The organism is Thiosocius teredinicola (genome assembly GCF_002009425.1).
Classification (GTDB): Bacteria; Pseudomonadota; Gammaproteobacteria; order Chromatiales; family Chromatiaceae; genus Thiosocius; species Thiosocius teredinicola.
In genome coordinates this window covers 4,320,288-4,340,670 of record NZ_CP019936.1, presented here as the reverse complement: position 1 = coordinate 4,340,670, position 20,383 = coordinate 4,320,288, and the positions used below count along the sequence as shown (strand labels likewise).

The 20,383-nt window shown below is 57.9% G+C and carries 33 protein-coding genes; 32 read left to right on the top strand and 1 reads right to left on the bottom strand.

The genetic code is table 11. The features are described 5' to 3' along the window. Nucleotides 1-27: 27 nt before the first annotated feature. The 32 genes from fusA to B1781_RS20345 all read left to right on the top strand — a co-directional run bounded on the left by fusA (nucleotide 28) and on the right by B1781_RS20345 (nucleotide 18,576). Nucleotides 28-2,118 carry an elongation factor G gene (gene fusA / locus B1781_RS20500; protein WP_078121435.1) on the top strand — a complete coding sequence of 697 codons (2,091 nt, stop codon included), beginning with the start codon at nucleotides 28-30 and terminating at the stop codon, nucleotides 2,116-2,118. Nucleotides 2,119-2,162: 44 nt separating this feature from the next. Continuing rightward, the gene (tuf, locus tag B1781_RS20495; protein WP_078121434.1) at nucleotides 2,163-3,353 is read left to right on the top strand and encodes an elongation factor Tu; all 1,191 of its coding nucleotides are present in this window, start codon (nucleotides 2,163-2,165) and stop codon (nucleotides 3,351-3,353) included. Between the two features lie 6 nt (nucleotides 3,354-3,359). Then, nucleotides 3,360-3,671, top strand: a complete 312-nt coding sequence (gene rpsJ / locus B1781_RS20490) for a 30S ribosomal protein S10 (protein ID WP_078121433.1) — start codon at nucleotides 3,360-3,362, stop codon at nucleotides 3,669-3,671. Between the two features lie 10 nt (nucleotides 3,672-3,681). Further along, on the top strand, nucleotides 3,682-4,332 hold the full coding sequence (gene rplC, locus B1781_RS20485) for a 50S ribosomal protein L3 (protein ID WP_078121432.1): 651 nt from the start codon (nucleotides 3,682-3,684) through the stop codon (nucleotides 4,330-4,332). Nucleotides 4,333-4,336: 4 nt separating this feature from the next. Further along, complete coding sequence (gene rplD, locus B1781_RS20480; RefSeq protein WP_078121431.1) at nucleotides 4,337-4,939, top strand: 50S ribosomal protein L4; 603 nt, start codon at nucleotides 4,337-4,339, stop codon at nucleotides 4,937-4,939. After that, nucleotides 4,936-5,235, top strand: coding sequence for a 50S ribosomal protein L23 (gene rplW / locus B1781_RS20475; protein WP_078121430.1), 300 nt, complete (start codon nucleotides 4,936-4,938; stop codon nucleotides 5,233-5,235). Before rplD ends, rplW begins: the two co-directional genes overlap by 4 nt. Before the next feature lie 31 nt (nucleotides 5,236-5,266). Continuing rightward, complete coding sequence (rplB, locus tag B1781_RS20470) at nucleotides 5,267-6,094, top strand: 50S ribosomal protein L2 (protein ID WP_078121429.1); 828 nt, start codon at nucleotides 5,267-5,269, stop codon at nucleotides 6,092-6,094. A 23-nt stretch (nucleotides 6,095-6,117) separates the two neighbouring features. Beyond that, nucleotides 6,118-6,390: a 30S ribosomal protein S19 gene (gene rpsS / locus B1781_RS20465; protein WP_078121428.1), complete on the top strand. Its 273-nt coding sequence runs from the start codon at nucleotides 6,118-6,120 to the stop codon at nucleotides 6,388-6,390. Between the two features lie 10 nt (nucleotides 6,391-6,400). Continuing rightward, nucleotides 6,401-6,733: a 50S ribosomal protein L22 gene (gene rplV, locus B1781_RS20460; RefSeq protein ID WP_078121427.1), complete on the top strand. Its 333-nt coding sequence runs from the start codon at nucleotides 6,401-6,403 to the stop codon at nucleotides 6,731-6,733. 12 nt (nucleotides 6,734-6,745) lie between these two features. Beyond that, nucleotides 6,746-7,429, top strand: a complete 684-nt coding sequence (gene rpsC / locus B1781_RS20455; RefSeq protein ID WP_078121426.1) for a 30S ribosomal protein S3 — start codon at nucleotides 6,746-6,748, stop codon at nucleotides 7,427-7,429. Between the two features lie 9 nt (nucleotides 7,430-7,438). After that, nucleotides 7,439-7,852: a 50S ribosomal protein L16 gene (gene rplP, locus B1781_RS20450; RefSeq protein ID WP_078121425.1), complete on the top strand. Its 414-nt coding sequence runs from the start codon at nucleotides 7,439-7,441 to the stop codon at nucleotides 7,850-7,852. Further along, nucleotides 7,852-8,052 carry a 50S ribosomal protein L29 gene (gene rpmC, locus B1781_RS20445; protein ID WP_078121424.1) on the top strand — a complete coding sequence of 67 codons (201 nt, stop codon included), beginning with the start codon at nucleotides 7,852-7,854 and terminating at the stop codon, nucleotides 8,050-8,052. Before rplP ends, rpmC begins: the two co-directional genes overlap by 1 nt. Continuing rightward, nucleotides 8,049-8,309, top strand: a complete 261-nt coding sequence (rpsQ, locus tag B1781_RS20440; protein ID WP_078121423.1) for a 30S ribosomal protein S17 — start codon at nucleotides 8,049-8,051, stop codon at nucleotides 8,307-8,309. Before rpmC ends, rpsQ begins: the two co-directional genes overlap by 4 nt. A gap of 40 nt (nucleotides 8,310-8,349) precedes the next feature. After that, on the top strand, nucleotides 8,350-8,718 hold the full coding sequence (gene rplN / locus B1781_RS20435; protein WP_078121422.1) for a 50S ribosomal protein L14: 369 nt from the start codon (nucleotides 8,350-8,352) through the stop codon (nucleotides 8,716-8,718). An 11-nt stretch (nucleotides 8,719-8,729) separates the two neighbouring features. Continuing rightward, a complete protein-coding gene (gene rplX / locus B1781_RS20430) occupies nucleotides 8,730-9,047 on the top strand; it encodes a 50S ribosomal protein L24 (protein WP_078121421.1) in 318 nt (105 codons plus the stop codon). Nucleotides 9,048-9,057: 10 nt separating this feature from the next. Beyond that, nucleotides 9,058-9,594: a 50S ribosomal protein L5 gene (gene rplE / locus B1781_RS20425; RefSeq protein WP_078121420.1), complete on the top strand. Its 537-nt coding sequence runs from the start codon at nucleotides 9,058-9,060 to the stop codon at nucleotides 9,592-9,594. A 16-nt stretch (nucleotides 9,595-9,610) separates the two neighbouring features. Continuing rightward, nucleotides 9,611-9,916, top strand: coding sequence for a 30S ribosomal protein S14 (gene rpsN / locus B1781_RS20420; protein ID WP_078121419.1), 306 nt, complete (start codon nucleotides 9,611-9,613; stop codon nucleotides 9,914-9,916). A gap of 121 nt (nucleotides 9,917-10,037) precedes the next feature. Next, entirely contained in the window at nucleotides 10,038-10,433 is a 396-nt protein-coding gene (rpsH, locus tag B1781_RS20415; RefSeq protein WP_078121418.1) for a 30S ribosomal protein S8, read from the top strand. A 14-nt stretch (nucleotides 10,434-10,447) separates the two neighbouring features. Beyond that, entirely contained in the window at nucleotides 10,448-10,975 is a 528-nt protein-coding gene (gene rplF / locus B1781_RS20410; protein WP_078121417.1) for a 50S ribosomal protein L6, read from the top strand. A gap of 12 nt (nucleotides 10,976-10,987) precedes the next feature. Beyond that, the gene (gene rplR, locus B1781_RS20405; protein ID WP_078121416.1) at nucleotides 10,988-11,341 is read left to right on the top strand and encodes a 50S ribosomal protein L18; all 354 of its coding nucleotides are present in this window, start codon (nucleotides 10,988-10,990) and stop codon (nucleotides 11,339-11,341) included. 13 nt (nucleotides 11,342-11,354) lie between these two features. Further along, the gene (gene rpsE / locus B1781_RS20400; protein ID WP_078121415.1) at nucleotides 11,355-11,861 is read left to right on the top strand and encodes a 30S ribosomal protein S5; all 507 of its coding nucleotides are present in this window, start codon (nucleotides 11,355-11,357) and stop codon (nucleotides 11,859-11,861) included. A 6-nt stretch (nucleotides 11,862-11,867) separates the two neighbouring features. After that, complete coding sequence (gene rpmD / locus B1781_RS20395; RefSeq protein ID WP_078121414.1) at nucleotides 11,868-12,059, top strand: 50S ribosomal protein L30; 192 nt, start codon at nucleotides 11,868-11,870, stop codon at nucleotides 12,057-12,059. 1 nt (nucleotide 12,060) lies between these two features. After that, entirely contained in the window at nucleotides 12,061-12,495 is a 435-nt protein-coding gene (rplO, locus tag B1781_RS20390) for a 50S ribosomal protein L15 (protein WP_078121413.1), read from the top strand. Nucleotides 12,496-12,504: 9 nt separating this feature from the next. Beyond that, nucleotides 12,505-13,848, top strand: a complete 1,344-nt coding sequence (gene secY / locus B1781_RS20385; RefSeq protein ID WP_078121412.1) for a preprotein translocase subunit SecY — start codon at nucleotides 12,505-12,507, stop codon at nucleotides 13,846-13,848. Between the two features lie 27 nt (nucleotides 13,849-13,875). Further along, nucleotides 13,876-13,989 (top strand): 50S ribosomal protein L36, encoded by a 114-nt coding sequence (rpmJ, locus tag B1781_RS20380; RefSeq protein WP_078121411.1) that lies wholly within the window; start codon nucleotides 13,876-13,878, stop codon nucleotides 13,987-13,989. Between the two features lie 86 nt (nucleotides 13,990-14,075). After that, nucleotides 14,076-14,432 carry a 30S ribosomal protein S13 gene (rpsM, locus tag B1781_RS20375; protein ID WP_078121410.1) on the top strand — a complete coding sequence of 119 codons (357 nt, stop codon included), beginning with the start codon at nucleotides 14,076-14,078 and terminating at the stop codon, nucleotides 14,430-14,432. Nucleotides 14,433-14,463: 31 nt separating this feature from the next. Then, a complete protein-coding gene (gene rpsK / locus B1781_RS20370; RefSeq protein ID WP_078121409.1) occupies nucleotides 14,464-14,853 on the top strand; it encodes a 30S ribosomal protein S11 in 390 nt (129 codons plus the stop codon). A gap of 15 nt (nucleotides 14,854-14,868) precedes the next feature. After that, nucleotides 14,869-15,489, top strand: coding sequence for a 30S ribosomal protein S4 (gene rpsD / locus B1781_RS20365; RefSeq protein ID WP_078121408.1), 621 nt, complete (start codon nucleotides 14,869-14,871; stop codon nucleotides 15,487-15,489). Nucleotides 15,490-15,509: 20 nt separating this feature from the next. Further along, nucleotides 15,510-16,511: a DNA-directed RNA polymerase subunit alpha gene (locus B1781_RS20360; protein ID WP_078121407.1), complete on the top strand. Its 1,002-nt coding sequence runs from the start codon at nucleotides 15,510-15,512 to the stop codon at nucleotides 16,509-16,511. A gap of 39 nt (nucleotides 16,512-16,550) precedes the next feature. Further along, nucleotides 16,551-16,937, top strand: a complete 387-nt coding sequence (gene rplQ / locus B1781_RS20355; RefSeq protein ID WP_078121406.1) for a 50S ribosomal protein L17 — start codon at nucleotides 16,551-16,553, stop codon at nucleotides 16,935-16,937. Nucleotides 16,938-17,084: 147 nt separating this feature from the next. Further along, complete coding sequence (locus B1781_RS20350) at nucleotides 17,085-17,816, top strand: SAM hydrolase/SAM-dependent halogenase family protein (protein ID WP_078121405.1); 732 nt, start codon at nucleotides 17,085-17,087, stop codon at nucleotides 17,814-17,816. A 196-nt stretch (nucleotides 17,817-18,012) separates the two neighbouring features. Next, nucleotides 18,013-18,576 carry a hypothetical protein gene (locus B1781_RS20345; protein ID WP_078121404.1) on the top strand — a complete coding sequence of 188 codons (564 nt, stop codon included), beginning with the start codon at nucleotides 18,013-18,015 and terminating at the stop codon, nucleotides 18,574-18,576. A 21-nt stretch (nucleotides 18,577-18,597) separates the two neighbouring features. On the opposite strand, the gene B1781_RS20340 is transcribed toward B1781_RS20345, so the two are convergent. Beyond that, on the bottom strand, nucleotides 18,598-20,349 hold the full coding sequence (locus B1781_RS20340) for a SulP family inorganic anion transporter (RefSeq protein WP_078121403.1): 1,752 nt from the start codon (nucleotides 20,347-20,349) through the stop codon (nucleotides 18,598-18,600). Nucleotides 20,350-20,383 lie beyond the last annotated feature (34 nt).

Here is a 20,383-nt window from a genome sequence, read left to right as displayed (position 1 = left end):
TTTTACATTACGGGGCGGGATAAGACAGTGGCACGTACCACACCTATCGATCGTTATCGCAATATCGGCATCATGGCGCACATTGATGCTGGTAAGACGACTACGACCGAACGCGTGTTGTACTACACCGGTGTCTCGCACAAGATCGGTGAAGTGCACGACGGCGCTGCGACCATGGACTGGATGGAGCAGGAACAGGAGCGCGGTATCACGATCACGTCTGCGGCGACCACCTGCTTCTGGAGCGGGATGGCACAGCAGTATCCCCAGCACCGTATCAACATTATCGATACCCCTGGACACGTCGATTTCACCATCGAGGTCGAGCGTTCTTTGCGGGTATTGGACGGCGCGGTCTTCGTTCTGTGTGCGGTAGGTGGCGTTCAGCCGCAATCCGAGACGGTTTGGCGTCAGGCCAACAAGTACAAAGTTCCGCGCATGGCGTTCGTCAACAAGATGGACCGTATGGGCGCCAACTTCTTCCGCGTTGTAAAGCAGCTGAAAGATCGCCTCGGTGCTGTTCCAGTGCCGATCCAGGTTCCGATTGGTGCCGAAGAAGACTTCTCGGGTGTTGTCGACCTGGTCAAGATGAAGGCCATCAAATGGTCGGAAGAGAATATGGGGATGCAGTTCGAGTATCTCGATATTCCGGAAGACCTGGTCGACGTATGCACTGAGTGGCGCGAGAAGATGGTTGAGGCGGCAGCCGAGGCCAACGAAACGCTGATGGAGAAATACCTCGAAGAGAGCGATCTCAACGAAGAGGAGATTCTCGAAGGACTGCGTGCGCGCACCTTGCGCCTGGAAATTGTGCCGATGACCTGCGGCACCGCGTTCAAGAACAAGGGTGTCCAGGCCATGCTCGACAAGATTATCGAGCTGATGCCTGCGCCGACCGATGTGCTGTCGATCAAAGGCGTGTTGGAAGACGGCTCGGAAGGCGAGCGCCATTCGTCCGATGAAGAGCCGTTCTCGGCGTTGGCGTTCAAGATCGCCACCGACCCGTTTGTCGGTTCGTTGACGTTCTTCCGTTGCTACTCCGGCGTGTTGAATTCCGGTGATGCGGTCTACAACCCGGTCAAGAGCAAGAAAGAGCGAGTTGGTCGTATCCTGCAGATGCATGCCAACTCGCGCGAAGAGATCAAAGAAGTTCGCGCCGGCGATATCGCGGCTGCGGTTGGTCTGAAAGACGTCACCACCGGTGACACCCTGTGCGACGGGAACAATATCATCACCCTGGAGCGCATGGAGTTCCCTGATCCGGTCATCTCGGTTGCTGTCGAGCCGAAGACCAAGAGCGATCAGGAGAAGATGGGCATCGCATTGGGTCGTTTGGCTCAAGAAGACCCCTCATTCCGTGTGCACACCGATGAAGAATCGGGTCAGACGATTATCTCGGGCATGGGTGAGTTGCACCTCGATATCATCGTCGACCGCATGAAGCGCGAATTCAAGGTCGAGGCCAATGTCGGTGCGCCGCAGGTCGCCTACCGCGAAACCATTCGTGGGAAAACCGAAGTCGAAGGCAAGTTTGTTCGACAGTCGGGCGGTCGCGGCCAGTTCGGCCACGTGTGGTTGAAGATTGAGCCTCAGGAATCGGGCGCGGGCTACGAATTCGTCAACGAGATCGTCGGTGGTGTCGTTCCACGCGAATACATCCCGGCCGTTGACAAAGGTATCCAGGAAGCGATGCAGGGCGGCGTTATCGCTGGTTATCCGGTGGTCGACGTCAAGGTCACCCTGTACGACGGTTCGTATCACGAGGTGGACTCGAACGAAAACGCCTTCAAGATCGCGGGTTCGATGGGTTTCAAGGCGGGCGTGCAGAAGGCCAAGCCGGTGATTCTCGAGCCGATGATGAAGGTCGAGGTGGAAACACCAGAAGAATACATGGGTGACGTGATCGGTGATCTGAATTCACGTCGCGGCATGGTCCAGGGTATGGAAGACGGCCCTACCGGCAAGATGGTCAAGGCAGAAGTGCCGCTGGCAGAAATGTTCGGTTATGCGACGTCGCTGCGTAGCTCGACCCAGGGTCGTGCTTCCTACAGCATGGAATTCGCCAAATACAGTGAAGTGCCCAGCAGTGTTGCTGAGGCCATCATGAAGAAACACTAACGGTTAGTGACTGAAAGGTCCCAACAGGTTTAAGGGGTACAACGGTGTCCAAGGAAAAATTTGAACGTACAAAACCGCACGTTAACGTGGGCACGATTGGTCACGTTGACCACGGTAAGACGACGCTGACGGCGGCGATTACGACGCACCAGGCCTCGAAGTTTGGTGGTGAGACGAAGGCTTACGACCAGATCGACAATGCGCCGGAAGAGCGTGAGCGTGGTATCACGATCGCGACCGCGCACGTTGAATACGAGTCGGAGTCGCGCCACTACGCGCACGTTGACTGCCCGGGACACGCGGACTACGTCAAGAACATGATCACCGGTGCGGCGCAGATGGACGGCGCGATTCTGGTGGTTTCGGCAGCAGACGGCCCGATGCCGCAGACCCGCGAGCACATCCTGCTGTCGCGTCAGGTTGGCGTGCCGTACATCATTGTGTACATGAACAAGGCCGACATGGTCGACGACGAAGAGCTGCTCGAGCTGGTCGAAATGGAGATCCGCGAGCTGCTGGATTCGTACGAATTCCCGGGAGACGACACCCCGATCATCGTCGGTTCGGCGCTCAAGGCGCTCGAAGGCGACAGCTCGGACATCGGCACCCCGTCGATCGACAAGCTGGTCGAGGCGCTGGACACCTACATCCCGACGCCGGAGCGTGCGGTTGATGGCGCGTTCATCATGCCGATCGAAGACGTGTTCTCGATCTCCGGTCGCGGCACCGTGGTCACCGGTCGTATCGAGCGTGGCGTGATCAATGTCGGTGACGAAGTTGAGATCGTCGGTATCAAGGACACCACCAAGACCACGTGTACGGGTGTTGAAATGTTCCGCAAGCTGCTCGACCGCGGAGAAGCTGGTGACAACGTCGGCGTTCTGCTGCGTGGCACCAAGCGTGATGACGTCGAGCGTGGTCAGGTCCTGGCGAAGCCGGGCTCGATCACCCCGCACACCCACTTCGAAGCCGAAGTGTATGTCCTGAGCAAGGACGAAGGTGGTCGTCATACGCCGTTCTTCAATGGCTATCGTCCGCAGTTCTACTTCCGTACGACGGACGTGACGGGTGCGTGCGAACTGCCGGAAGGCGTCGAGATGGTGATGCCGGGCGATAACGTAAAGATGACGGTGAAGCTGATTGCGCCGATCGCGATGGACGAAGGTCTGCGATTTGCAATCCGCGAAGGCGGCCGTACGGTCGGCGCCGGTGTCGTTGCCAAGATTATCGAGTAACAAATAATGACCAGTCAGCGTATTCGTATTCGTCTGAAGTCCTTCGATCATCGGTTGATCGACCAGTCCGCGCGCGAGATCGTTGATACCGCGAAGCGTACCGGTGCTCAGGTGTTGGGCCCGATCCCGCTGCCGACCAAGAAGGAGCGCTTCACAGTGCTGATCTCTCCGCACGTCAACAAAGACGCGCGCGATCAGTATGAGATTCGTACCCATAAGCGCTTGATGGACATCGTGGATCCGACCGACAAGACCGTCGATGCACTGATGAAACTCGATCTGGCAGCGGGTGTTGATGTTCAGATCAAACTGAACTGAGGTTAGAGACATGGCGATTGGAATCGTAGGCCGCAAAGCAGGCATGACACGCGTCTTCACCGAAGAAGGTGTCTCCGTGCCGGTGACCGTGATCGAAGTTGAGCCGAACCGCGTAACGCAGGTCCGCTCGGCGGAAACCGACGGTTACAGCGCAATTCAGGTCACTGTCGGCGGCCGCAAGGCCTCGCGCGTGAACAAGCCGATGGCTGGTCACTATGCAAAAGGTGGAATCGAAGCAGGCCGTGGTCTGTGGGAATTCCGCTTGGATGATCATGCGGGCGACGTGCCTGAAGTTGGCGCTGAATTGAATGCGGCGCTGTTCGAAGCGGGCCAGATGGTCGACGTGCGCGGTACCAGTAAAGGTAAAGGTTTCCAGGGTGGTGTGAAGCGTCACAACTTCCGCACACAGGACGCAACGCACGGTAACTCACTCTCGCATCGTGCTCCGGGCTCGATCGGTCAGTGTCAGACCCCGGGTCGCGTGTTCAAGGGCAAGAAAATGGCCGGCCATATGGGTGCGGAGCGTGTGACCACCCAGAACATTGAGATCGTTCGTGTCGATGCCGATCGCAACTTGCTGCTGGTCAAAGGTGCGGTTCCGGGTTCGCGTGGTGGCGACGTCGTTGTAACGCCGGCGATCAAACTGAAGAACAAGGGTTGAGAACATGGACCTGAACGTACAAGGCGGATCTAGCATCCAGGTCTCGGACGCCGTATTTGGCGCTGATTACAAAGAATCGCTGGTGCACCAGGTCGTTGTCGCCTACATGGCGGCGGCCCGTTCCGGCACCAAGGCGCAGAAAAACCGCTCGGCGGTCAGTGGTGGCGGCGCTAAACCGTTTCGCCAGAAAGGCACAGGTCGCGCGCGTCAGGGCACGATACGTAGCCCGATCTTCCGCACCGGTGGTGTGACCTTTGCGGCTAAGCCGCGCAGCTACGAGCAGAAGGTCAATCGGAAGATGTATCGCGGTGCTTTGCGCTCAATCCTGTCGGAGCTGGTTCGCCAGGATCGGCTGATTGTTGTCGACAGCTTCAGCGTTTCGGCGCCGAAGACCAAAGAGCTGGCAAGCAAGTTGGCGGAAATGGATGCCAACGATGCATTGATCATCACTGAAGCATTCGATGAAAACCTGCAACTCGCGAGCCGTAACCTGTATCACGTCGACGCGCGCGCGCTGAACGAAGTGGATCCGGTAAGCCTGATCGGGTTCAACAAGGTGGTTGTCACTTCCGGTGCATTGAAGGCACTCGAGGAGAAACTGGCATGAGCAGCAAAGAGCGTTTGATGTCGATCCTGCTGAGCCCGGTGGTGTCTGAGAAGAGCGCCATGGCCGCAGATGTGTCGAATCAGTTTGTGTTTCGCGTGGCTACCGACGCCACCAAACCGGAGATTGCGCGGGCGGTTGAGTTGATGTTCGACGTAAAGGTCGAAGATGTGCGCACCGCGAATGTGAAGGGCAAGCAAAAGCGTTTCGGCGCGATGCTCGGCAAGCGCAATAGCTGGAAAAAGGCCTACGTCCGCTTGCAGGAAGGGCACGATATCGATTTCGCCACCGGTGCCTGATTGGGCCCGCGGCTAGGAAACGGATAGAACAATGGCAATCGTCAAGACAAAACCGACATCACCGGGTCGTCGTCACGTCGTCCAGGTCAAGAGTGAAGGCTTGCACAAAGGTGCGCCGCACTCCGCATTGGTCGCGCATAAGAGCAAAACCGGTGGTCGCAACAACAACGGCCGTATCACCACGCGTCACAAGGGTGGTGGTCACAAGCAGCGTTATCGAATCATCGATTTCAAGCGTGATAAGGACGGTGTTCCGGGCTTTGTCGAGCGCATCGAATATGATCCGAATCGAACTGCGCACATCGCGCTGATCAAGTACGCTGATGGCGAGCGCCGCTACATCATCGCACCAGCCGGCATTCAGGCCGGTGCCGAAATTCGATCGGGCGTCGAAGCGCCGATCGCACCGGGCAATGCCATGGCGCTGCGTAATATCCCTGTGGGTAGCACGATCCACTGCATCGAACTGAAGATTGGCAAAGGTGCGCAAATCGCACGCAGCGCTGGTGCTTCGGCTCAGTTGGTTGCGCGCGAAGGCGACTACGCAACGTTGCGTCTGCGTTCAGGCGAGATGCGCAAGGTGCATGCCGATTGTCGCGCAACTCTGGGTGCTGCGAGCAACTCGGAACACAACCTGCGCAAGCTGGGTAAAGCGGGTGCCACTCGCTGGCGCGGTGTGCGTCCGACCGTACGTGGTGTCGTTATGAACCCGGTTGATCACCCCCACGGTGGTGGTGAAGGTCGTACTTCGGGCGGGCGTCACCCAGTCAGCCCGTGGGGTACCCCAACCAAGGGCTACAAGACGCGTTCGAACAAGCGGACCGACAAGTTTATCGTTCGCGATCGTCGCCGCAAGTAATTTAGGTGAGAGGTTAGAAGGCAATGCCACGTTCAATTCGCAAAGGTCCTTTTATTGACCTTCACCTGCAGAAGAAGGTGGAGGCTGCGCGCGAAGCCAACGATCGCCGCCCGATCAAGACCTGGTCGCGCCGTTCGATGGTCAGTCCCGACATGGTCGGTTTGACGATCGCTGTGCATAACGGCAAGCAGCATGTTCCGGTGTTGGTCTCCGAGAACATGGTTGGTCATAAACTCGGTGAGTTCGCCCTGACCCGCAACTATCGCGGCCACGTGGCGGACAAGAAGTCCAGGTAAGGAGAGGTCAATGCAAGCTGTAGCGAAATTGCGTTTCGCACGCCTGTCGGCTCAGAAAGGCCGCTTGGTGGCCGATCAGATCCGCGGACTCCCGGTCGAACAAGCCTTGAACGTGCTGATGTTCAGCAAGAAAAAGGGCGCAGCGCTGATGAAGAAAGTATTGGATTCGGCAGTTGCGAACGCTGAGAACAACGAAGGCGCCGACGTCGACGAACTGAAGGTCAAGACGGTTTGCGTCGATGAGGGGCCGACGATGAAGCGCATCCGTGCGCGGGCGAAAGGTCGTGCTGCTCGAATTCTCAAGCGCACCAGTCACATCACCGTCACGGTAGCGGACGAGTAAGCGGACAAGATTATGGGTCAGAAAGTACATCCAAACGGTATTCGCCTCGGCATTGTTTCGGACTGGACGTCGAAGTGGTACGCCGACAGTAAGAACTATGCCGATCTTCTGAACACGGATCTCGAGGTCCGCGATTTTCTGAAGAACAAACTGCGCCAGGCGTCAGTCAGTCGTATCCAGATCGACCGCCCGGCAAAGAATGCCCACATCACCATCCATACCGCACGTCCGGGTTTGGTGATCGGTAAGAAAGGTGAAGACATCGACGCGCTGCGCAAAGAAGTTTCCGCGCGCATGGGTATCCCGGTGCATATCAGCATCGAAGAGATCCGCAAGCCGGAACTCGATGCCCAATTGGTCGCCGAGAGCATCGCCCAACAGCTCGAGCGCCGCATCATGTTCCGCCGCGCTATGAAGCGTGCGGTACAGAACTCGATGCGCCTGGGTGCACAGGGTATCAAGGTGAACATCGCCGGGCGTTTGAACGGTGCTGAAATTGCCCGTAGCGAATGGTATCGCGAAGGCCGCGTGCCGCTGCACACGCTGCGTGCGGATATCGACTACGGCTTCGCCGAGGCTCAAACCACTTACGGCATCATCGGTGTCAAGGTTTGGATCTTTAAAGGCGAGGTATTCGGCGATCGCCAGGAAGAGCAGGAAGCACCGGCTCCGACCAAAGGCGCTCCGCGGGGATAAGGTAGAAACATGCTGCAACCAAAACGTACAAAGTTCCGGAAGCAAATGAAGGGCCGCAACCGCGGTCTGGCGCAATCCGGCAACAAAGTCAGCTTCGGTGAGTTCGGCCTGAAAGCGACTGGTCGTGGCCGCATCACTGCGCGCCAGATCGAGGCTGCTCGCCGCACGATCACGCGTACCGTAAAGCGCGGCGGTAAATTGTGGATTCGCGTATTCCCCGACAAGCCGATCTCGAAGAAGCCGCTCGAGGTCCGCATGGGTAAAGGTAAGGGTAACGTGGAGTACTGGGTTGCCCAGATCCAGCCCGGCCGCATGTTGTATGAAATTGAAGGTGTGAACGAAGACTTGGCGCGCCAGGCCTTCGAATTGGCGGCCGCAAAACTGCCGGTGCAAACGGCCTTCGTTAAACGGATGATCCTGTGATGAAAGCGTCAGAACTTCGCGGAAAAACCGAAGCAGAGCTGCGTGAGGCTTTGCATGACCTGCTCAAAGAGCAGTTCAACCTGCGTATGCAGCGCGGCACGGGCCAGTTCGCTCGACCGCATCTGATGAAGGACGTGCGTCGCAATATCGCGCGCGTCAAAACGGTTATCAACCAAAAGCGCCAGGCAGGTGAAGCATGAGCGAGCAGGCAGCCGAAAACCGCACCCTGCAGGGTCGCGTAGTCAGTGACAAGATGGACAAAAGCATTACCGTCATGATCGAGCGTCGCGTGAAGCACCCGCTCTACGGGAAGTTTGTCCGCCGTTCGACCAAGGTGCATGCGCACGACGAGAACAACGAGTGCCAGATTGGTGATGTCGTGGTTGTCGAGCAATGCCGACCGCTGTCAAAGACGAAAACTTGGCGCTTCGTGAAGCTGGTCGAGCGCCCGAGCTGATTAAAAATATCTACGAATTGGAATTTGGTGGGGTAGTGTCATGATCCAGATGCAGTCTTTGCTGAACGTCGCCGACAACAGTGGCGCGCGCCGCGTTCAGTGCATCAAAGTGCTGGGTGGTTCCCATCGGCGCTACGCCGGTATCGGGGACATCATTAAGGTGTCTATCAAGGACGCTAACCCGCGCGGTAAGGTTAAGAAAGGCGACGTGTTCAACGCGGTTGTCGTGCGTACCCGCAAGGGCGTTCGTCGCGCCGATGGTTCGCTGATCCGTTTCGACGGCAATGCGGCCGTGCTGCTGAACAGCAAGCTCGAGCCCATCGGTACCCGTATCTTCGGGCCGGTGACCCGTGAACTGCGAAGCGAGAAGTTCATGAAGATCATCTCGCTCGCGCCCGAAGTGCTCTGAGGAAATTAGAGATGGCAAGCAAGATTCGCAAAGGCGATGACGTCATCGTCCTGGCCGGCAAAGACAAAGGCAAGCGTGGCACTGTGCTTCACGTCGTGGAAGACCGTGTTGTGGTTGAGAACATCAACCTGGCGAAGAAGCACGTGAAGCCGAACCCAAACAAGGGTGAGCAGGGCGGTATTATCGATAAGGAAATGCCGCTGCACGTGTCGAATGTCGCGCTGTACAACCCGGCGGCTGACAAGGGCGATCGTGTGGGCTTCAAAGTGCTCGATGATGGTCGCAAGGTGCGTGTGTTTAAGTCCAACGGCGAAGTCGTTGACGTCTGAGGCGATAGCGATGGCAAGGCTACAGCAACATTACAAAGATTCCGTCGTTCCGAAACTGATGGATAAGTTTGGCTACAAGACGATCATGCAGGTTCCGCGCATCGAAAAGATCACGCTGAACATGGGTGTCGGCGAGGCCGTGGGCGATAAGAAAGTTATGGAATTCGCAGTCGGCGACATGGAAAAGATCGCTGGTCAGAAGCCGATCGTCAACAAGGCGAAGAAATCGGTTGCGGGCTTCAAAATCCGTGAAGGCTGGCCGGTCGGTTGCAAGGTCACCTTGCGCCGTGACCGTATGTACGAATTCCTCGACCGCCTGATCAACATCGCGATGCCGCGTATCCGTGACTTCCGTGGTGTGAGCGCCAAGTCGTTTGACGGCCGCGGCAACTACAGCATGGGCGTGAAGGAACAGATCATCTTCCCCGAAGTCGAATACGACAAAGTTGATGCTCTGCGCGGCATGGATATCACGATCACCACTTCGGCGGCGAGTGACGAAGAGTGCCGGGCGCTGCTCGACGGCTTCAACTTCCCGTTCAAATAATCGGCGAACATAGATTATGGCAAAGAAAAGCATGTGGGCCCGTGAGGCCAAGCGCGCCAAAAAGGTGGCTCAGTACGCTAACAAGCGCGCGGAACTGAAAGCGATCATCAATGATCGCAGCAAGTCCCATGAAGAGGTCGACGCGGCGGTTATTGCGCTGCAAAAGCTTCCGCGTGACGCCAGTCCGGCACGCCAGCAACGTCGTTGCCGGGTTTCCGGTCGGCCGCACGCGGTCTACCGCAAATTCGGTCTGTGCCGCAATAAGTTGCGCGAAGCGGCGATGCGCGGCGACGTTCCCGGATTGAAGAAAGCCAGCTGGTAAAACCCGCTAGCATTTCGCCTACAATTCGGCTATATTGCGCGGCTCCCTCGAGTAGGGGGCCTTTTTCGTGAACCGGGTATCGCGTCCAACAAGGGCGGTTTGACCCAAAGGAGTCTCATAAATGAGCATGTCAGATCCGATCGCGGATATGCTGACCCGTATTCGTAACGGTCAGGCTGCGGGCAAAACGACCGTCCGTATGCCGGCCTCGAAGCAGAAAGCTGCGGTTGCCAAAGTCCTCAAGGATGAAGGCTATATCATCGATTTCGGCTCAGCCGAACTCAGTGGAAAACCTGCGCTTGAAATCACTCTGAAATATTTCCAAGGCGAGCCGGTTATCGACTACATCAAGCGTGTCAGTCGGCCCGGACTACGCATCTATAAGAGTCGCGACGAGCTGCCGCAGGTGCGTGGCGGCCTCGGTATCGCCATCGTATCCACTTCGAAAGGCGTTATGACTGACCGCGAAGCCCGCAAACAGGGGCACGGCGGTGAAGTCGTCGCCTACGTCGCTTAACGGGGGGTGCTGAGATGTCACGTATTGCAAAAGCACCTATCACGGTCGCCAAGGGCGTCGATGTCAGGGTCGATGGCCAGCACGTCACCGTCAAGGGTGGAAAAGGCACCTTGGAACTGAACTTACATCCGAGCGTTTCGGTGAAGGTAGACGACGGCGTCGTTACCGTTACCCCGGCAGACGATGCGGCCTGGGCCATGGCCGGCACCATGCGTGCCTTGCTGGGCAACATGGTGCACGGCGTCAGCGAGGGTTTCCAGAAAAAGCTGCAGCTCGTTGGTGTGGGTTACCGCGCCCAGGGCAAAGGCAAGGTACTCAATCTGAGCCTCGGCTTCTCGCACCCGATCGACTACAGCGTGCCAGAAGGCATCACGATCGAAACGCCGTCGCAGACCGAGATCGTTGTCTCGGGCAGTGACAAGCAGCGCGTCGGACAAGTCGCCGCTGAGATTCGTGGTTTCCGCCCGCCGGAGCCTTATAAAGGCAAAGGTGTTCGCTATGCAGATGAGCGCATCATCCGCAAAGAAGCGAAAAAGAAATAAGGGGTTAGGACGATGGATAAGAAAGCATCTCGTATTCGCCGTGCCACTCGTGCGCGCGCCAAGATCCGCGAGTTGGGTGTGCATCGCCTGACGATCCACCGTACGCCTCGGCATATCTATGCGCAGGTGATCGCGCCGAACGGTGCCGAGGTCATCGCATCGGCCTCTACGGTTGACAAGTCAGTAGCAGCCGACATCAAAAATGGCGGTAACGCTGCTGCTGCGGCCATCGTGGGCAAAGCTGTTGCCGAACGTGCGAAAGAAAAAGGCATCGAGCGCGTCGCGTTTGATCGCTCGGGTTTCCGTTACCACGGTCGGGTGAAGGCCCTGGCCGACGCTGCCCGCGAAGCCGGGCTCGAGTTCTAAGGGGTCTTTAACTATGGCGAATTATGAAACCAAACCTGCTGGCGACGATCTGATCGAGAAACTGATCGGTGTTAATCGTGTCGCCAAGGTTGTTAAGGGTGGTCGCGTATTCGGTTTCGCGGCACTTGTAGTTGTTGGTGACGGCAACGGCAAGGTCGGTTTTGGTACCGGTAAAGCCAAAGAAGTGCCGGTAGCCATCCAAAAGGCGATGGATATGGCGCGTCGCAACATGAAGACCGTCAAGCTGAAGAACGGCACGCTGCAGTACCCGCTGGTCGGTCGTCACGGTGCGGCGAAAGTTCACATGCAGCCTGCCTCGGAAGGTACCGGTATTATCGCCGGCGGCGCGATGCGCGCAATTTTCGAAGTGGTTGGTGTGCACAACGTTCTGGCCAAGTGCATCGGTACCAACAATGCTATCAACGTTGTCCGCGCCACCATGAACGGTCTGGTCAACATGGACGATCCCGAATACGTCGCTGCCAAGCGTGGTAAGACGGTCGAAGAGATCCTGGGGTAATCAGCAATGGCCGACAAAAAGATGATGAAGGTCAAGTTGGTGCGTAGCGTCCATGGGCGCTTGGAAAAGCATCGTGCCTGCGTAAGCGGGCTCGGATTGCGCCGTATGCACCAGGTTGTTGAGGTAGAGGACACGCCCGCCACCCGCGGCATGCTGAACAAGGTGTCCTACATGGTTCAGGTCGTGGAGGAAGCGTGACATGCGTCTAAATTCGCTAAAACCTGCTGCTGGCAGCAAACCAACCCGCAAGCGCGTCGGTCGCGGTATCGGCAGCGGTCTGGGTAAAACCAGCGGCCGTGGCCACAAGGGCCAGAAGTCGCGTACCGGTGGCTACCACAAAGTAGGCTTCGAAGGCGGTCAGATGCCGTTGCAGCGTCGCCTGCCCAAAGTTGGATTCCGCTCGCGTCTCGCTCGCGTAACCGGCCAGGTGCGTTTGAACGAGATCGCCAAGGTTGAGGGTGACGTCGTCGATATGGACGCGCTTTATCGAGCAGATATCCTGCCGATGTCGGTTACCCGCGCCAAGGTTATCCTGTCCGGCAGCATTGATCGTGCAGTGACCGTGCGTGGCCTCGGTGTCACCAAGGGTGCCAAGGCAGCGATTGAATCCGCTGGCGGTAAAGTCGAGGAATAAGGGCAGCACATGGCTCTGAACCCTGCAAGCGCCGGCGGTATGCAACTCGGGAAATTGACCGAGTTGCGCCAACGCCTGCTGTTTCTGCTTGGTGCGCTGATTGTCTTCCGGATCGGGACCTTCATCCCGGTTCCCGGCGTTAATCCAGCTGCGCTTGCGGAATTGTTCGATCAGCAGCAGGGAACCATCCTGAACATGTTCAACATGTTCTCCGGTGGCGCGTTGAGCCGAGCCAGCCTGTTCGCCCTCGGAATCATGCCGTACATCTCTGCGTCGATTATCGTGCAGCTGATGTCGGCTGTGATCCCGAAGCTCGAGCAGCTGAAGAAAGAGGGTGAGGCGGGGCGCCGCAAGATTACCCAGTACACGCGGTACGGGACCTTGGTGCTCGCGACTTTCCAGGCATTCGGTATTGCTGTCGCGTTGCAGGGTGATTTCGGCCAGGGGCTCGTTATCAGCACCGGGCCGGGGTTTGTGTTCACTGCCACCGTATCGCTGGTTACCGGGACTATGTTCCTGATGTGGCTGGGTGAGCAGATTACCGAGCGCGGTCTGGGCAACGGCATCTCGATGATCATATTTGCTGGTATCGTTGCCGGTCTGCCGGCAGCATTCGGCAGCGTTATCGAGTTGGTCAGTAACGGCGAGATGAATGCCCTGTTCGCGCTCTTCTTGTTCCTGCTGGCGATCGCGGTTACCGGCTTTGTCGTGTTCGTCGAACGCGGTCAGCGTCGCATCACGGTGAATTACGCCAAGCGACAACAGGGCCGCAAGATGTACGCGGCGCAGAGCAGTCATCTGCCGCTGAAATTGAATATGGCCGGCGTTATTCCGCCGATTTTCGCATCCAGCATCATCCTGTTTCCGACCACACTCGCGCAGTGGGCTGGAAATACCGAAGGCATGCGCTGGTTGCAGGATATTGTCGCCAAGCTGTCGCCGGGTCAGCCGATCTATGTGGCTTTGTACGCTGCAGCGATCATTTTCTTCTGCTTTTTCTACACCGCGCTGGTGTTCAATTCGAAGGAAACCGCCGACAACTTGAAACGCTCGGGGGCGTTTATCCCGGGTATTCGCCCTGGCGAGCAGACGGCCCGCTATATCGATCAGGTTATGTCGCGTCTGACACTGGCGGGCGCCATCTACATCACGCTGGTCTGCTTGATGCCCGAGTTCCTGATCGTTGGCTGGAACGTACCGTTTTACTTTGGTGGCACCTCGCTGCTGATTGTCGTGGTCGTGGTGATGGATTTTATGGCCCAGGTGCAGGCACACGTGATGTCGCACCAGTACGAAGGCCTGATGAAGAAGGCAAATCTGAAGGGTATCGGCGGCACGGGCATGCCTCGCTGACCGGTAGTCGCGTTTTGGAGAGAACACATGAAAGTCCGTGCCTCAGTTAAAAAGATGTGTCGCAACTGCAAGATCATCAAGCGCAAAGGCGTCGTTCGCGTCATTTGCACCGATCCGCGTCACAAGCAGCGTCAAGGCTAAAAGCGCCGTTGCTAAAACATTGAAATGTGGGTAGAATTTCGCGCTTTCGCGCGCGGGTTCGCCGCTGAACCAGGAGAAATTTGACAATGGCCCGTATTGCTGGAGTCAACATTCCAGATCGCAAACACACGGTGATTGCGCTGACCTCGATCTACGGGATCGGTCGCACCCGTGCGAAAGAGATTTGTGAAGCGGCCGCAGTAGCGCCTGAAAGCAAGATCATTGATCTGACTGAAGACGAAGTTGAAAAACTGCGTACCGAAGTGGCGAAGTTCACCGTCGAAGGTGATCTGCGCCGCGAAGTCTCGATGAATATCAAGCGTTTGATGGATCTCGGCTGCAATCGCGGTATCCGTCATCGCCGCGGGTTGCCGTTGCGTGGTCAGCGCACTCGCACCAACGCGCGTACCCGCAAGGGCCCGCGTAAACCGATCAGAAAATAAGCGTTAGCTTGGTTAGTTAGGAATAAGGCATATGGCCAAGACTCCGACCCGTACCCGTAAAAAGGTCAAAAAGGTTGTTACCGATGGTGTTGCGCACGTCCATGCGTCGTTCAACAACACTATCATCACCATTACCGATCGCCAGGGTAACGCCCTGTGCTGGGCTACCGCTGGTGGTTCCGGCTTCCGCGGCTCGCGTAAGAGCACGCCGTTCGCTGCCCAGGTTGCGGCCGACCGCGCCGGTCAGGTTGCCAAGGAATACGGTGTGAAGAACCTCGACGTTAACGTCAAGGGCCCCGGGCCTGGTCGTGAGTCTGCTGTACGCGCCTTGAATAACGCCGGCTTCAAGATCACCAGCATCTCTGACGTAACGCCGATTCCGCACAACGGTTGCCGTCCGCCGAAAAAGCGCCGCGTCTGATTTGGAGTTTGAATAATGGCACGTTATATCGGTCCCAAATGTAAACTGATGCGCCGCGAAGGTACTGACCTGTACCTGAAAAGCCGCGTTCGCTCGGTCGATTCCAAATGCAACATGGAGAAGGTGCCCGGACAGCAGGGTGACCGTCGCCGCCGTCTTTCCGACTATGGCGTCCAGTTGCGTGAGAAGCAGAAAGTACGCCGTTTGTACGGTGTGCTCGAGCGTCAGTTCCGCAACTACTACAAGGAAGCGGACCGCGTTAAGGGGCCGACCGGTGAGAACCTGCTGAAGCTGCTCGAAAGTCGCCTCGACAATGTCGTTTATCGCATGGGTTTTGGCTCGACCCGCGCCGAAGCGCGCCAGCTGGTCAGCCACAAGGCTATCTCGGTCAACGGCAAGGTCGTGAACGTCGCGTCTTACGTGGTGCGTCCGGAAGACACCGTTGCGGTTTCTGAGAAAGCGCAGAAACAGGAACGTATCAAGAACTCGCTGGGGCTTGCTGAGCAGTATGGCATGCCGGAGTGGGTCGAAGTCGATACCAAGAGCATGAGCGGTAAGTTCAAACGTTTGCCCGACCGCGTCGAATTGCCGGCCGAGATCAACGAGCAACTGATCGTCGAACTTTATTCCAAGTAACGGAACTGAGAGGGTTATCCATGACGGAGTCCGTCACCGAATTCCTCAAGCCGCGTATCGTTAACGTGCAGACCATCAACGAGCGCCACGCAAAGGTGTCGCTCGAGCCGCTCGAGCGCGGTTTTGGTCACACGCTGGGTAACGCCTTGCGTCGTATTCTTCTGTCGTCGATGCCGGGTTGCGCCATCGTCGAGGCCGAGATCGAAGGTGTGCTTCACGAGTACAGCGCGATCGAAGGTGTTCAGGAAGATGTTTTGGAGATCCTGCTGAACCTGAAGGAAGTGGCTATCAGCATGGACGATCGCGACGAAGCGATCGTGAGTCTGAATGCCAAGGGTCCGGGCACGGTGACCGCTGGTGATATCCAGCTGTCGCACGGTATGGAGATCGCCAACCCCGATCTGGTCATCGCCCGTCTGACCGACAAAGGCGAATTGACGATGACCATGAAGGTGCGCCGTGGCCGCGGCTACGAGCCGGCTGCCAACCGTGAGAGCGCCGCGGGTGACGATCGTCCGATCGGCCATCTGCAGTTGGATGCTACCTTCAGCCCGGTGCGTCGAGTCGCGTACGCAGTCGAAGCTGCGCGCGTTGAGCAGCGTACCAACCTCGACCGCTTGGTTATCGACATCGAAACCGATGGCACGATCGACCCGGAAGATTCGATCCGTCGTTCGGCGACGATCCTGCAGGACCAGCTGTCGGCGTTCGTCAAACTTGACGAGACCACCAGCGCTGTCGCTGAACAGGAGCGTAGCGAGCCGACCGTCGATCCGATCCTGCTGCGTCCGGTCGATGACTTGGAGCTCACGGTGCGTTCGGCGAACTGCCTGAAGGCAGAGAATATCTTCCTGATCGGTGACCTGATCCAGCGCACCGAGGTCGAGTTGCTCAAGACCCCGAACCTGGGTAAGAAGTCGCTGACCGAGATTAAGGACGTTCTGGCTACCCGCGGCCTGTCGCTGGGTATGCGCCTGGAAAACTGGCCGCCCGAGAACCTCGAAGAATTGATGGCACGCTGAGAAGCGTTTGTTTAAACCGTTTAACTAGGAAGTCGACCCATGCGTCACCGCAAAGCCGGACGGCAGCTCAACCGAAACAGCTCGCACCGTAAAGCCATGTTCCGCAACATGGCGGCCTCGTTGATCGAGCATGAAGTGATCAAGACGACCTTGCCGAAGGCCAAGGAACTGCGTCGTGTCGCCGAGCCGTTGATTACGCTCGCCAAGGAAGACAGCGTATCGAAACGCCGCCTGGCATTTGCCCGCCTGCGCAGCGATTCCGCAGTTGGCAAGCTGTTCAGCGAACTGGGTCCGCGGTACAAGGCGCGTCCGGGTGGCTACCTGCGTATCCTCAAGTGCGGTTATCGTCCTGGCGACAAAGCACCGATGGCGTTCGTCGAGCTGGTCGATCGTCCTGAAGTTGACGAGGTTGTCGAAGCCGATTGATTGGCTGCGGCATCTGATTAAGCAAAAAAGCCGGGCTCATGCCCGGCTTTTTTGTGCCTGCGCCACGTTGGGTGACGGCAAAACCTTGCTTGAGGTGTGATCGGTGGTGTGCGCTTGATGGCGCAGTATGCGGGCTAGAATAGGCGCATGCCGAGCCAGTCGACCATCTATCTTTTCACCGACTTCGGTTATGACGGTCCTTATGTCGGGCAGCTGTTTGCCGCAATCCGTGCGGCAAATCAGCAATGCGAGATCATCAATCTGATGCATGACGCGCCGGCGATGCGGCCGGACCTGGCGGCGTATCTCTTGCCTGCGGTGACGGAGGCTTTGGCAGCTCCGGCGTGGACCGTCGGCGTGGTGGACCCGGGCGTCGGCAGTGAACGCCCGGCGATCGCGGTGCGCAGCAAAGGACGAACCTTCGTGGGACCGGACAACGGGCTGCTGTCGCGATTGCCGGAGATCGAATCGGTCGAGCGGATTGATTGGCGACCACCACGGATATCGGCAAGCTTTCATGGGCGCGATCTGTTCGCTCCCGTCGCAGCGCGCCTTGCGGGCGGAGAGGATATCGAGACGTCAGACATGCCTGTCGATCAAATTGTCGGGGCGGATTGGGACGCAGAGAGTGCGCGCGTGATCTACGTAGACCGCTACGGCAACCTGATGACCGGTCTGTCGGCGAAAACATTCACTAAGAACAATAAGATAAGCTGTGGTGGTCGGCACATTGTCCATGCGACCACCTTCAGCGCCGTGCCGCCCGGCGAGGTGTTCTGGTATGAGAATTCACAAGGATTGGTTGAGCTGGCTGCGAACGGCGTCTCAGCTTCGGACGTGCTGTCGCTAGCGACTGGCGATAAAATCCTGGTAATCTAATCGCGGTAAAACAACGTAAATTCCTGTAGCGCCTGCATAGGCGTGACGGGCATACCATTCAGTCAGCAGAGTGCGCCATCGGCAGCTGGGATGTCGGGCGCGCCGCGGACTGTTTACGCCGGGAACAACAACCGCGCATCACGCGGATGCAATGGATGGCAACGGGCGCTTGGCCGAAGATTTAGGGGAGCAAAGGATGGACGACGACTCGAAGCGACAGCGTGGCATGTCGATTTTTGGGCGGCTGGGAGCGCGCATCGTGCCCGCACGTGCGAATGATGCAGAGCAGGGAGCCTTGCGACCCGAGAACACGTCGAGGCCCATGACCGAATCGGAGCTCGAGCAGGCCTATCGCGAGTTGTTGCTGGAAAACCAGATGCTCGCCGAGAGCAACCAGCGTCTGAACGATCGCCTGTCTAAACAGGACCGCGGTTTCGAGGAATCACCTGCTGCCAAGGAGCTGATCGGAGCGCAACGCAACGCCTTGGTTGAGCGCAGCCGGCGACTGCGTGAACTCGAATACGAGAACAAGCAGCTGCAGCGCGATGTCAAGAAACTCTCGGACGAAAAGCAGCGACTCAACACGCTGGTGCGTCAGCTCAAGCAGTCTCAACCCTCCGAAAGTGCCCGCCAGCTCGAGCTGTTGCGCCGGCAACTCACCGAGGCACAAGCCGCGCTCCGCGAAAAGAACAACGAGCTCCTGAAGTTGACCGACAAGTACTACCAGCTCGAAGCTCGCAGTAACCTCAAGTCGGCCTGATCGGCAGCGCCGCTCCGCTCGTTACTCTTTCGCAATCTCCGGTTCGGGGCATTCGACGAACACGCGCGCGCTGCAGGTCGCGCATTCTTGCGGGTCGAGCCGTCGGAAGATGCTGCGGATGGCCTGCGTCTTCGAATCAAAAAAGTGGTCTGCGCCAACCTTCTTGACGAAGCACGAGCGCGCAGCGAACTCATAAACGTTTTCACCCAGGCCGACGAAGTACAGTCCGCCACCGATAGACTTCAGTCGGCGTGCTTCGTTGACCAGGGTCTCGGCCGCGCTCAGGTCCATGTAGTTGATGCCGTCGCCGACGATCAGGATATGGCGGATATCCTCGTTCTCGGATACCCGGGTGATGCGTTGCTGCACATGATTGATCGAGCCGAAATACAGCGCCAGATCCATGCGCAGCACCTTGAGTTGTGGGCAGGCACGCAGCGGCTTGTTTTCGATGTTCTCGAACGAACGTTTGCCGGTTTTCGGGTTGGTATCGACGGCCAGCGCCGGAATCGCGGGTACCGAGGTGCGTGCGAGGAAGATCAACAGCGACAGCAGTACGCCCATGTAGATCGCGAATTCGAGTTCGAGGAACAGGGTGGCGCCGAACGTCGTCAGCAGAATAGACGTCTCCGAGCGGCTGTAGCGCAGGATATCGGTGATGTGATGAAAGTCGATCAGGTTGTACGCCACGATCAGGATGACGCCACCCATTGCGGCGATCGGCAGATAGGCCGTCAGGGGGGCGACCAGCAGCACGATCACCATCAACATGATGGCGGCGAAGATGGCCGACATCGGGGTCTTGGCGCCGGCCGAATAGTTGATGCCAGAGCGGGTGAATGAGCCCGAGCCGGCGTAGCTCGAGAAAAAGCTGCCGACCACGTTCGACATGCCTTGGCCGATGAATTCCTGGTTCGCATTGATGCGCTGATTCGACTTGGTGGCGACCGCGCGGCTGATCGATACCGCTTCGATCAGGCCCAGCAGTGCGACCGCGAATGCCTCAGGCGCCAGCGTCTTGATCGACGCCAGAGAGAAATCAGGAGCCGACAATGGCGGGAGATGGGCTGGAATCTCGCCCACCAGCTTGATGCCGGCCTCGGCGCCACCCAAGAGCGCGGCGACCACGCTGCCGACGACCATGCCCACCAGCAGGTTCGGTATCCGGGGCACCAGCTTCTTAATCGCAATCGCGCTGAGCAGGGTGCTCAACGCGATCACCACGGTCATCCAATCGATGTCGCCCGCCAGCGTGTACACGTCGACCCAGGTGTGCAGAAACGACTCACCCTTCGGTATCTCGATGCCCAGCACGTGCTTCATCTGGCTGGTAGCGATCAACAGTGCTGCCCCCGCGGTGAATCCGATCACGACGGTGTGAGAGACGAAGTTGACCACCGTGCCGAGGCGCGCCAGGCCGAACGCCAATTGGTAAACCCCGGCGAGAAACGTCAGGGTAAGCGTCATCTGTACGAACTCGGGCGACCCTGGAACGGCATAGCGGCTGATCGCCGAGAACACCACGATCGAGATGGCGGTGGTCGGTCCGGAAACCAGGTGAAACGATGAACCGAATAGCGCGGCGATGATTGGCGTGATCATCGCTGTGTACAGGCCGTACTCCGGTGGCAATCCGGCGATCGTTGCGAAGGCCACGCCTTGCGGCAACACGATGACCGCTCCGGTGAATCCGGCTACCAGATCGGCGCGCAGCGTGCGCTTATCGATCAGTTTGAACCAGGTGAGGAACGGCAAAAGGGTTTCGAGGCGCATAACTACAGCCTGCAGATAAAGAGCAGTGAATCGG

Coding starts and splice junctions, on each gene's coding strand:
- rpsJ (WP_078121433.1), top strand. CDS start 3,360: ATGACCAGTCAGCGTATTCGTATTCGTCTGAAGTCCTTCGATCATCGG.
- rplC (WP_078121432.1), top strand. CDS start 3,682: ATGGCGATTGGAATCGTAGGCCGCAAAGCAGGCATGACACGCGTCTTC.
- rplD (WP_078121431.1), top strand. CDS start 4,337: ATGGACCTGAACGTACAAGGCGGATCTAGCATCCAGGTCTCGGACGCC.
- rplW (WP_078121430.1), top strand. CDS start 4,936: ATGAGCAGCAAAGAGCGTTTGATGTCGATCCTGCTGAGCCCGGTGGTG.
- rplB (WP_078121429.1), top strand. CDS start 5,267: ATGGCAATCGTCAAGACAAAACCGACATCACCGGGTCGTCGTCACGTC.
- rpsS (WP_078121428.1), top strand. CDS start 6,118: ATGCCACGTTCAATTCGCAAAGGTCCTTTTATTGACCTTCACCTGCAG.
- rplV (WP_078121427.1), top strand. CDS start 6,401: ATGCAAGCTGTAGCGAAATTGCGTTTCGCACGCCTGTCGGCTCAGAAA.
- rpsC (WP_078121426.1), top strand. CDS start 6,746: ATGGGTCAGAAAGTACATCCAAACGGTATTCGCCTCGGCATTGTTTCG.
- rplP (WP_078121425.1), top strand. CDS start 7,439: ATGCTGCAACCAAAACGTACAAAGTTCCGGAAGCAAATGAAGGGCCGC.
- rpmC (WP_078121424.1), top strand. CDS start 7,852: ATGAAAGCGTCAGAACTTCGCGGAAAAACCGAAGCAGAGCTGCGTGAG.
- rpsQ (WP_078121423.1), top strand. CDS start 8,049: ATGAGCGAGCAGGCAGCCGAAAACCGCACCCTGCAGGGTCGCGTAGTC.
- rplN (WP_078121422.1), top strand. CDS start 8,350: ATGATCCAGATGCAGTCTTTGCTGAACGTCGCCGACAACAGTGGCGCG.
- rplX (WP_078121421.1), top strand. CDS start 8,730: ATGGCAAGCAAGATTCGCAAAGGCGATGACGTCATCGTCCTGGCCGGC.
- rplE (WP_078121420.1), top strand. CDS start 9,058: ATGGCAAGGCTACAGCAACATTACAAAGATTCCGTCGTTCCGAAACTG.
- rpsN (WP_078121419.1), top strand. CDS start 9,611: ATGGCAAAGAAAAGCATGTGGGCCCGTGAGGCCAAGCGCGCCAAAAAG.
- rpsH (WP_078121418.1), top strand. CDS start 10,038: ATGAGCATGTCAGATCCGATCGCGGATATGCTGACCCGTATTCGTAAC.
- rplF (WP_078121417.1), top strand. CDS start 10,448: ATGTCACGTATTGCAAAAGCACCTATCACGGTCGCCAAGGGCGTCGAT.
- rplR (WP_078121416.1), top strand. CDS start 10,988: ATGGATAAGAAAGCATCTCGTATTCGCCGTGCCACTCGTGCGCGCGCC.
- rpsE (WP_078121415.1), top strand. CDS start 11,355: ATGGCGAATTATGAAACCAAACCTGCTGGCGACGATCTGATCGAGAAA.
- rpmD (WP_078121414.1), top strand. CDS start 11,868: ATGGCCGACAAAAAGATGATGAAGGTCAAGTTGGTGCGTAGCGTCCAT.
- rplO (WP_078121413.1), top strand. CDS start 12,061: ATGCGTCTAAATTCGCTAAAACCTGCTGCTGGCAGCAAACCAACCCGC.
- secY (WP_078121412.1), top strand. CDS start 12,505: ATGGCTCTGAACCCTGCAAGCGCCGGCGGTATGCAACTCGGGAAATTG.
- rpmJ (WP_078121411.1), top strand. CDS start 13,876: ATGAAAGTCCGTGCCTCAGTTAAAAAGATGTGTCGCAACTGCAAGATC.
- rpsM (WP_078121410.1), top strand. CDS start 14,076: ATGGCCCGTATTGCTGGAGTCAACATTCCAGATCGCAAACACACGGTG.
- rpsK (WP_078121409.1), top strand. CDS start 14,464: ATGGCCAAGACTCCGACCCGTACCCGTAAAAAGGTCAAAAAGGTTGTT.
- rpsD (WP_078121408.1), top strand. CDS start 14,869: ATGGCACGTTATATCGGTCCCAAATGTAAACTGATGCGCCGCGAAGGT.
- B1781_RS20360 (WP_078121407.1), top strand. CDS start 15,510: ATGACGGAGTCCGTCACCGAATTCCTCAAGCCGCGTATCGTTAACGTG.
- rplQ (WP_078121406.1), top strand. CDS start 16,551: ATGCGTCACCGCAAAGCCGGACGGCAGCTCAACCGAAACAGCTCGCAC.
- B1781_RS20350 (WP_078121405.1), top strand. CDS start 17,085: ATGCCGAGCCAGTCGACCATCTATCTTTTCACCGACTTCGGTTATGAC.
- B1781_RS20345 (WP_078121404.1), top strand. CDS start 18,013: ATGGACGACGACTCGAAGCGACAGCGTGGCATGTCGATTTTTGGGCGG.
- B1781_RS20340 (WP_078121403.1), bottom strand. CDS start 20,349: ATGCGCCTCGAAACCCTTTTGCCGTTCCTCACCTGGTTCAAACTGATC.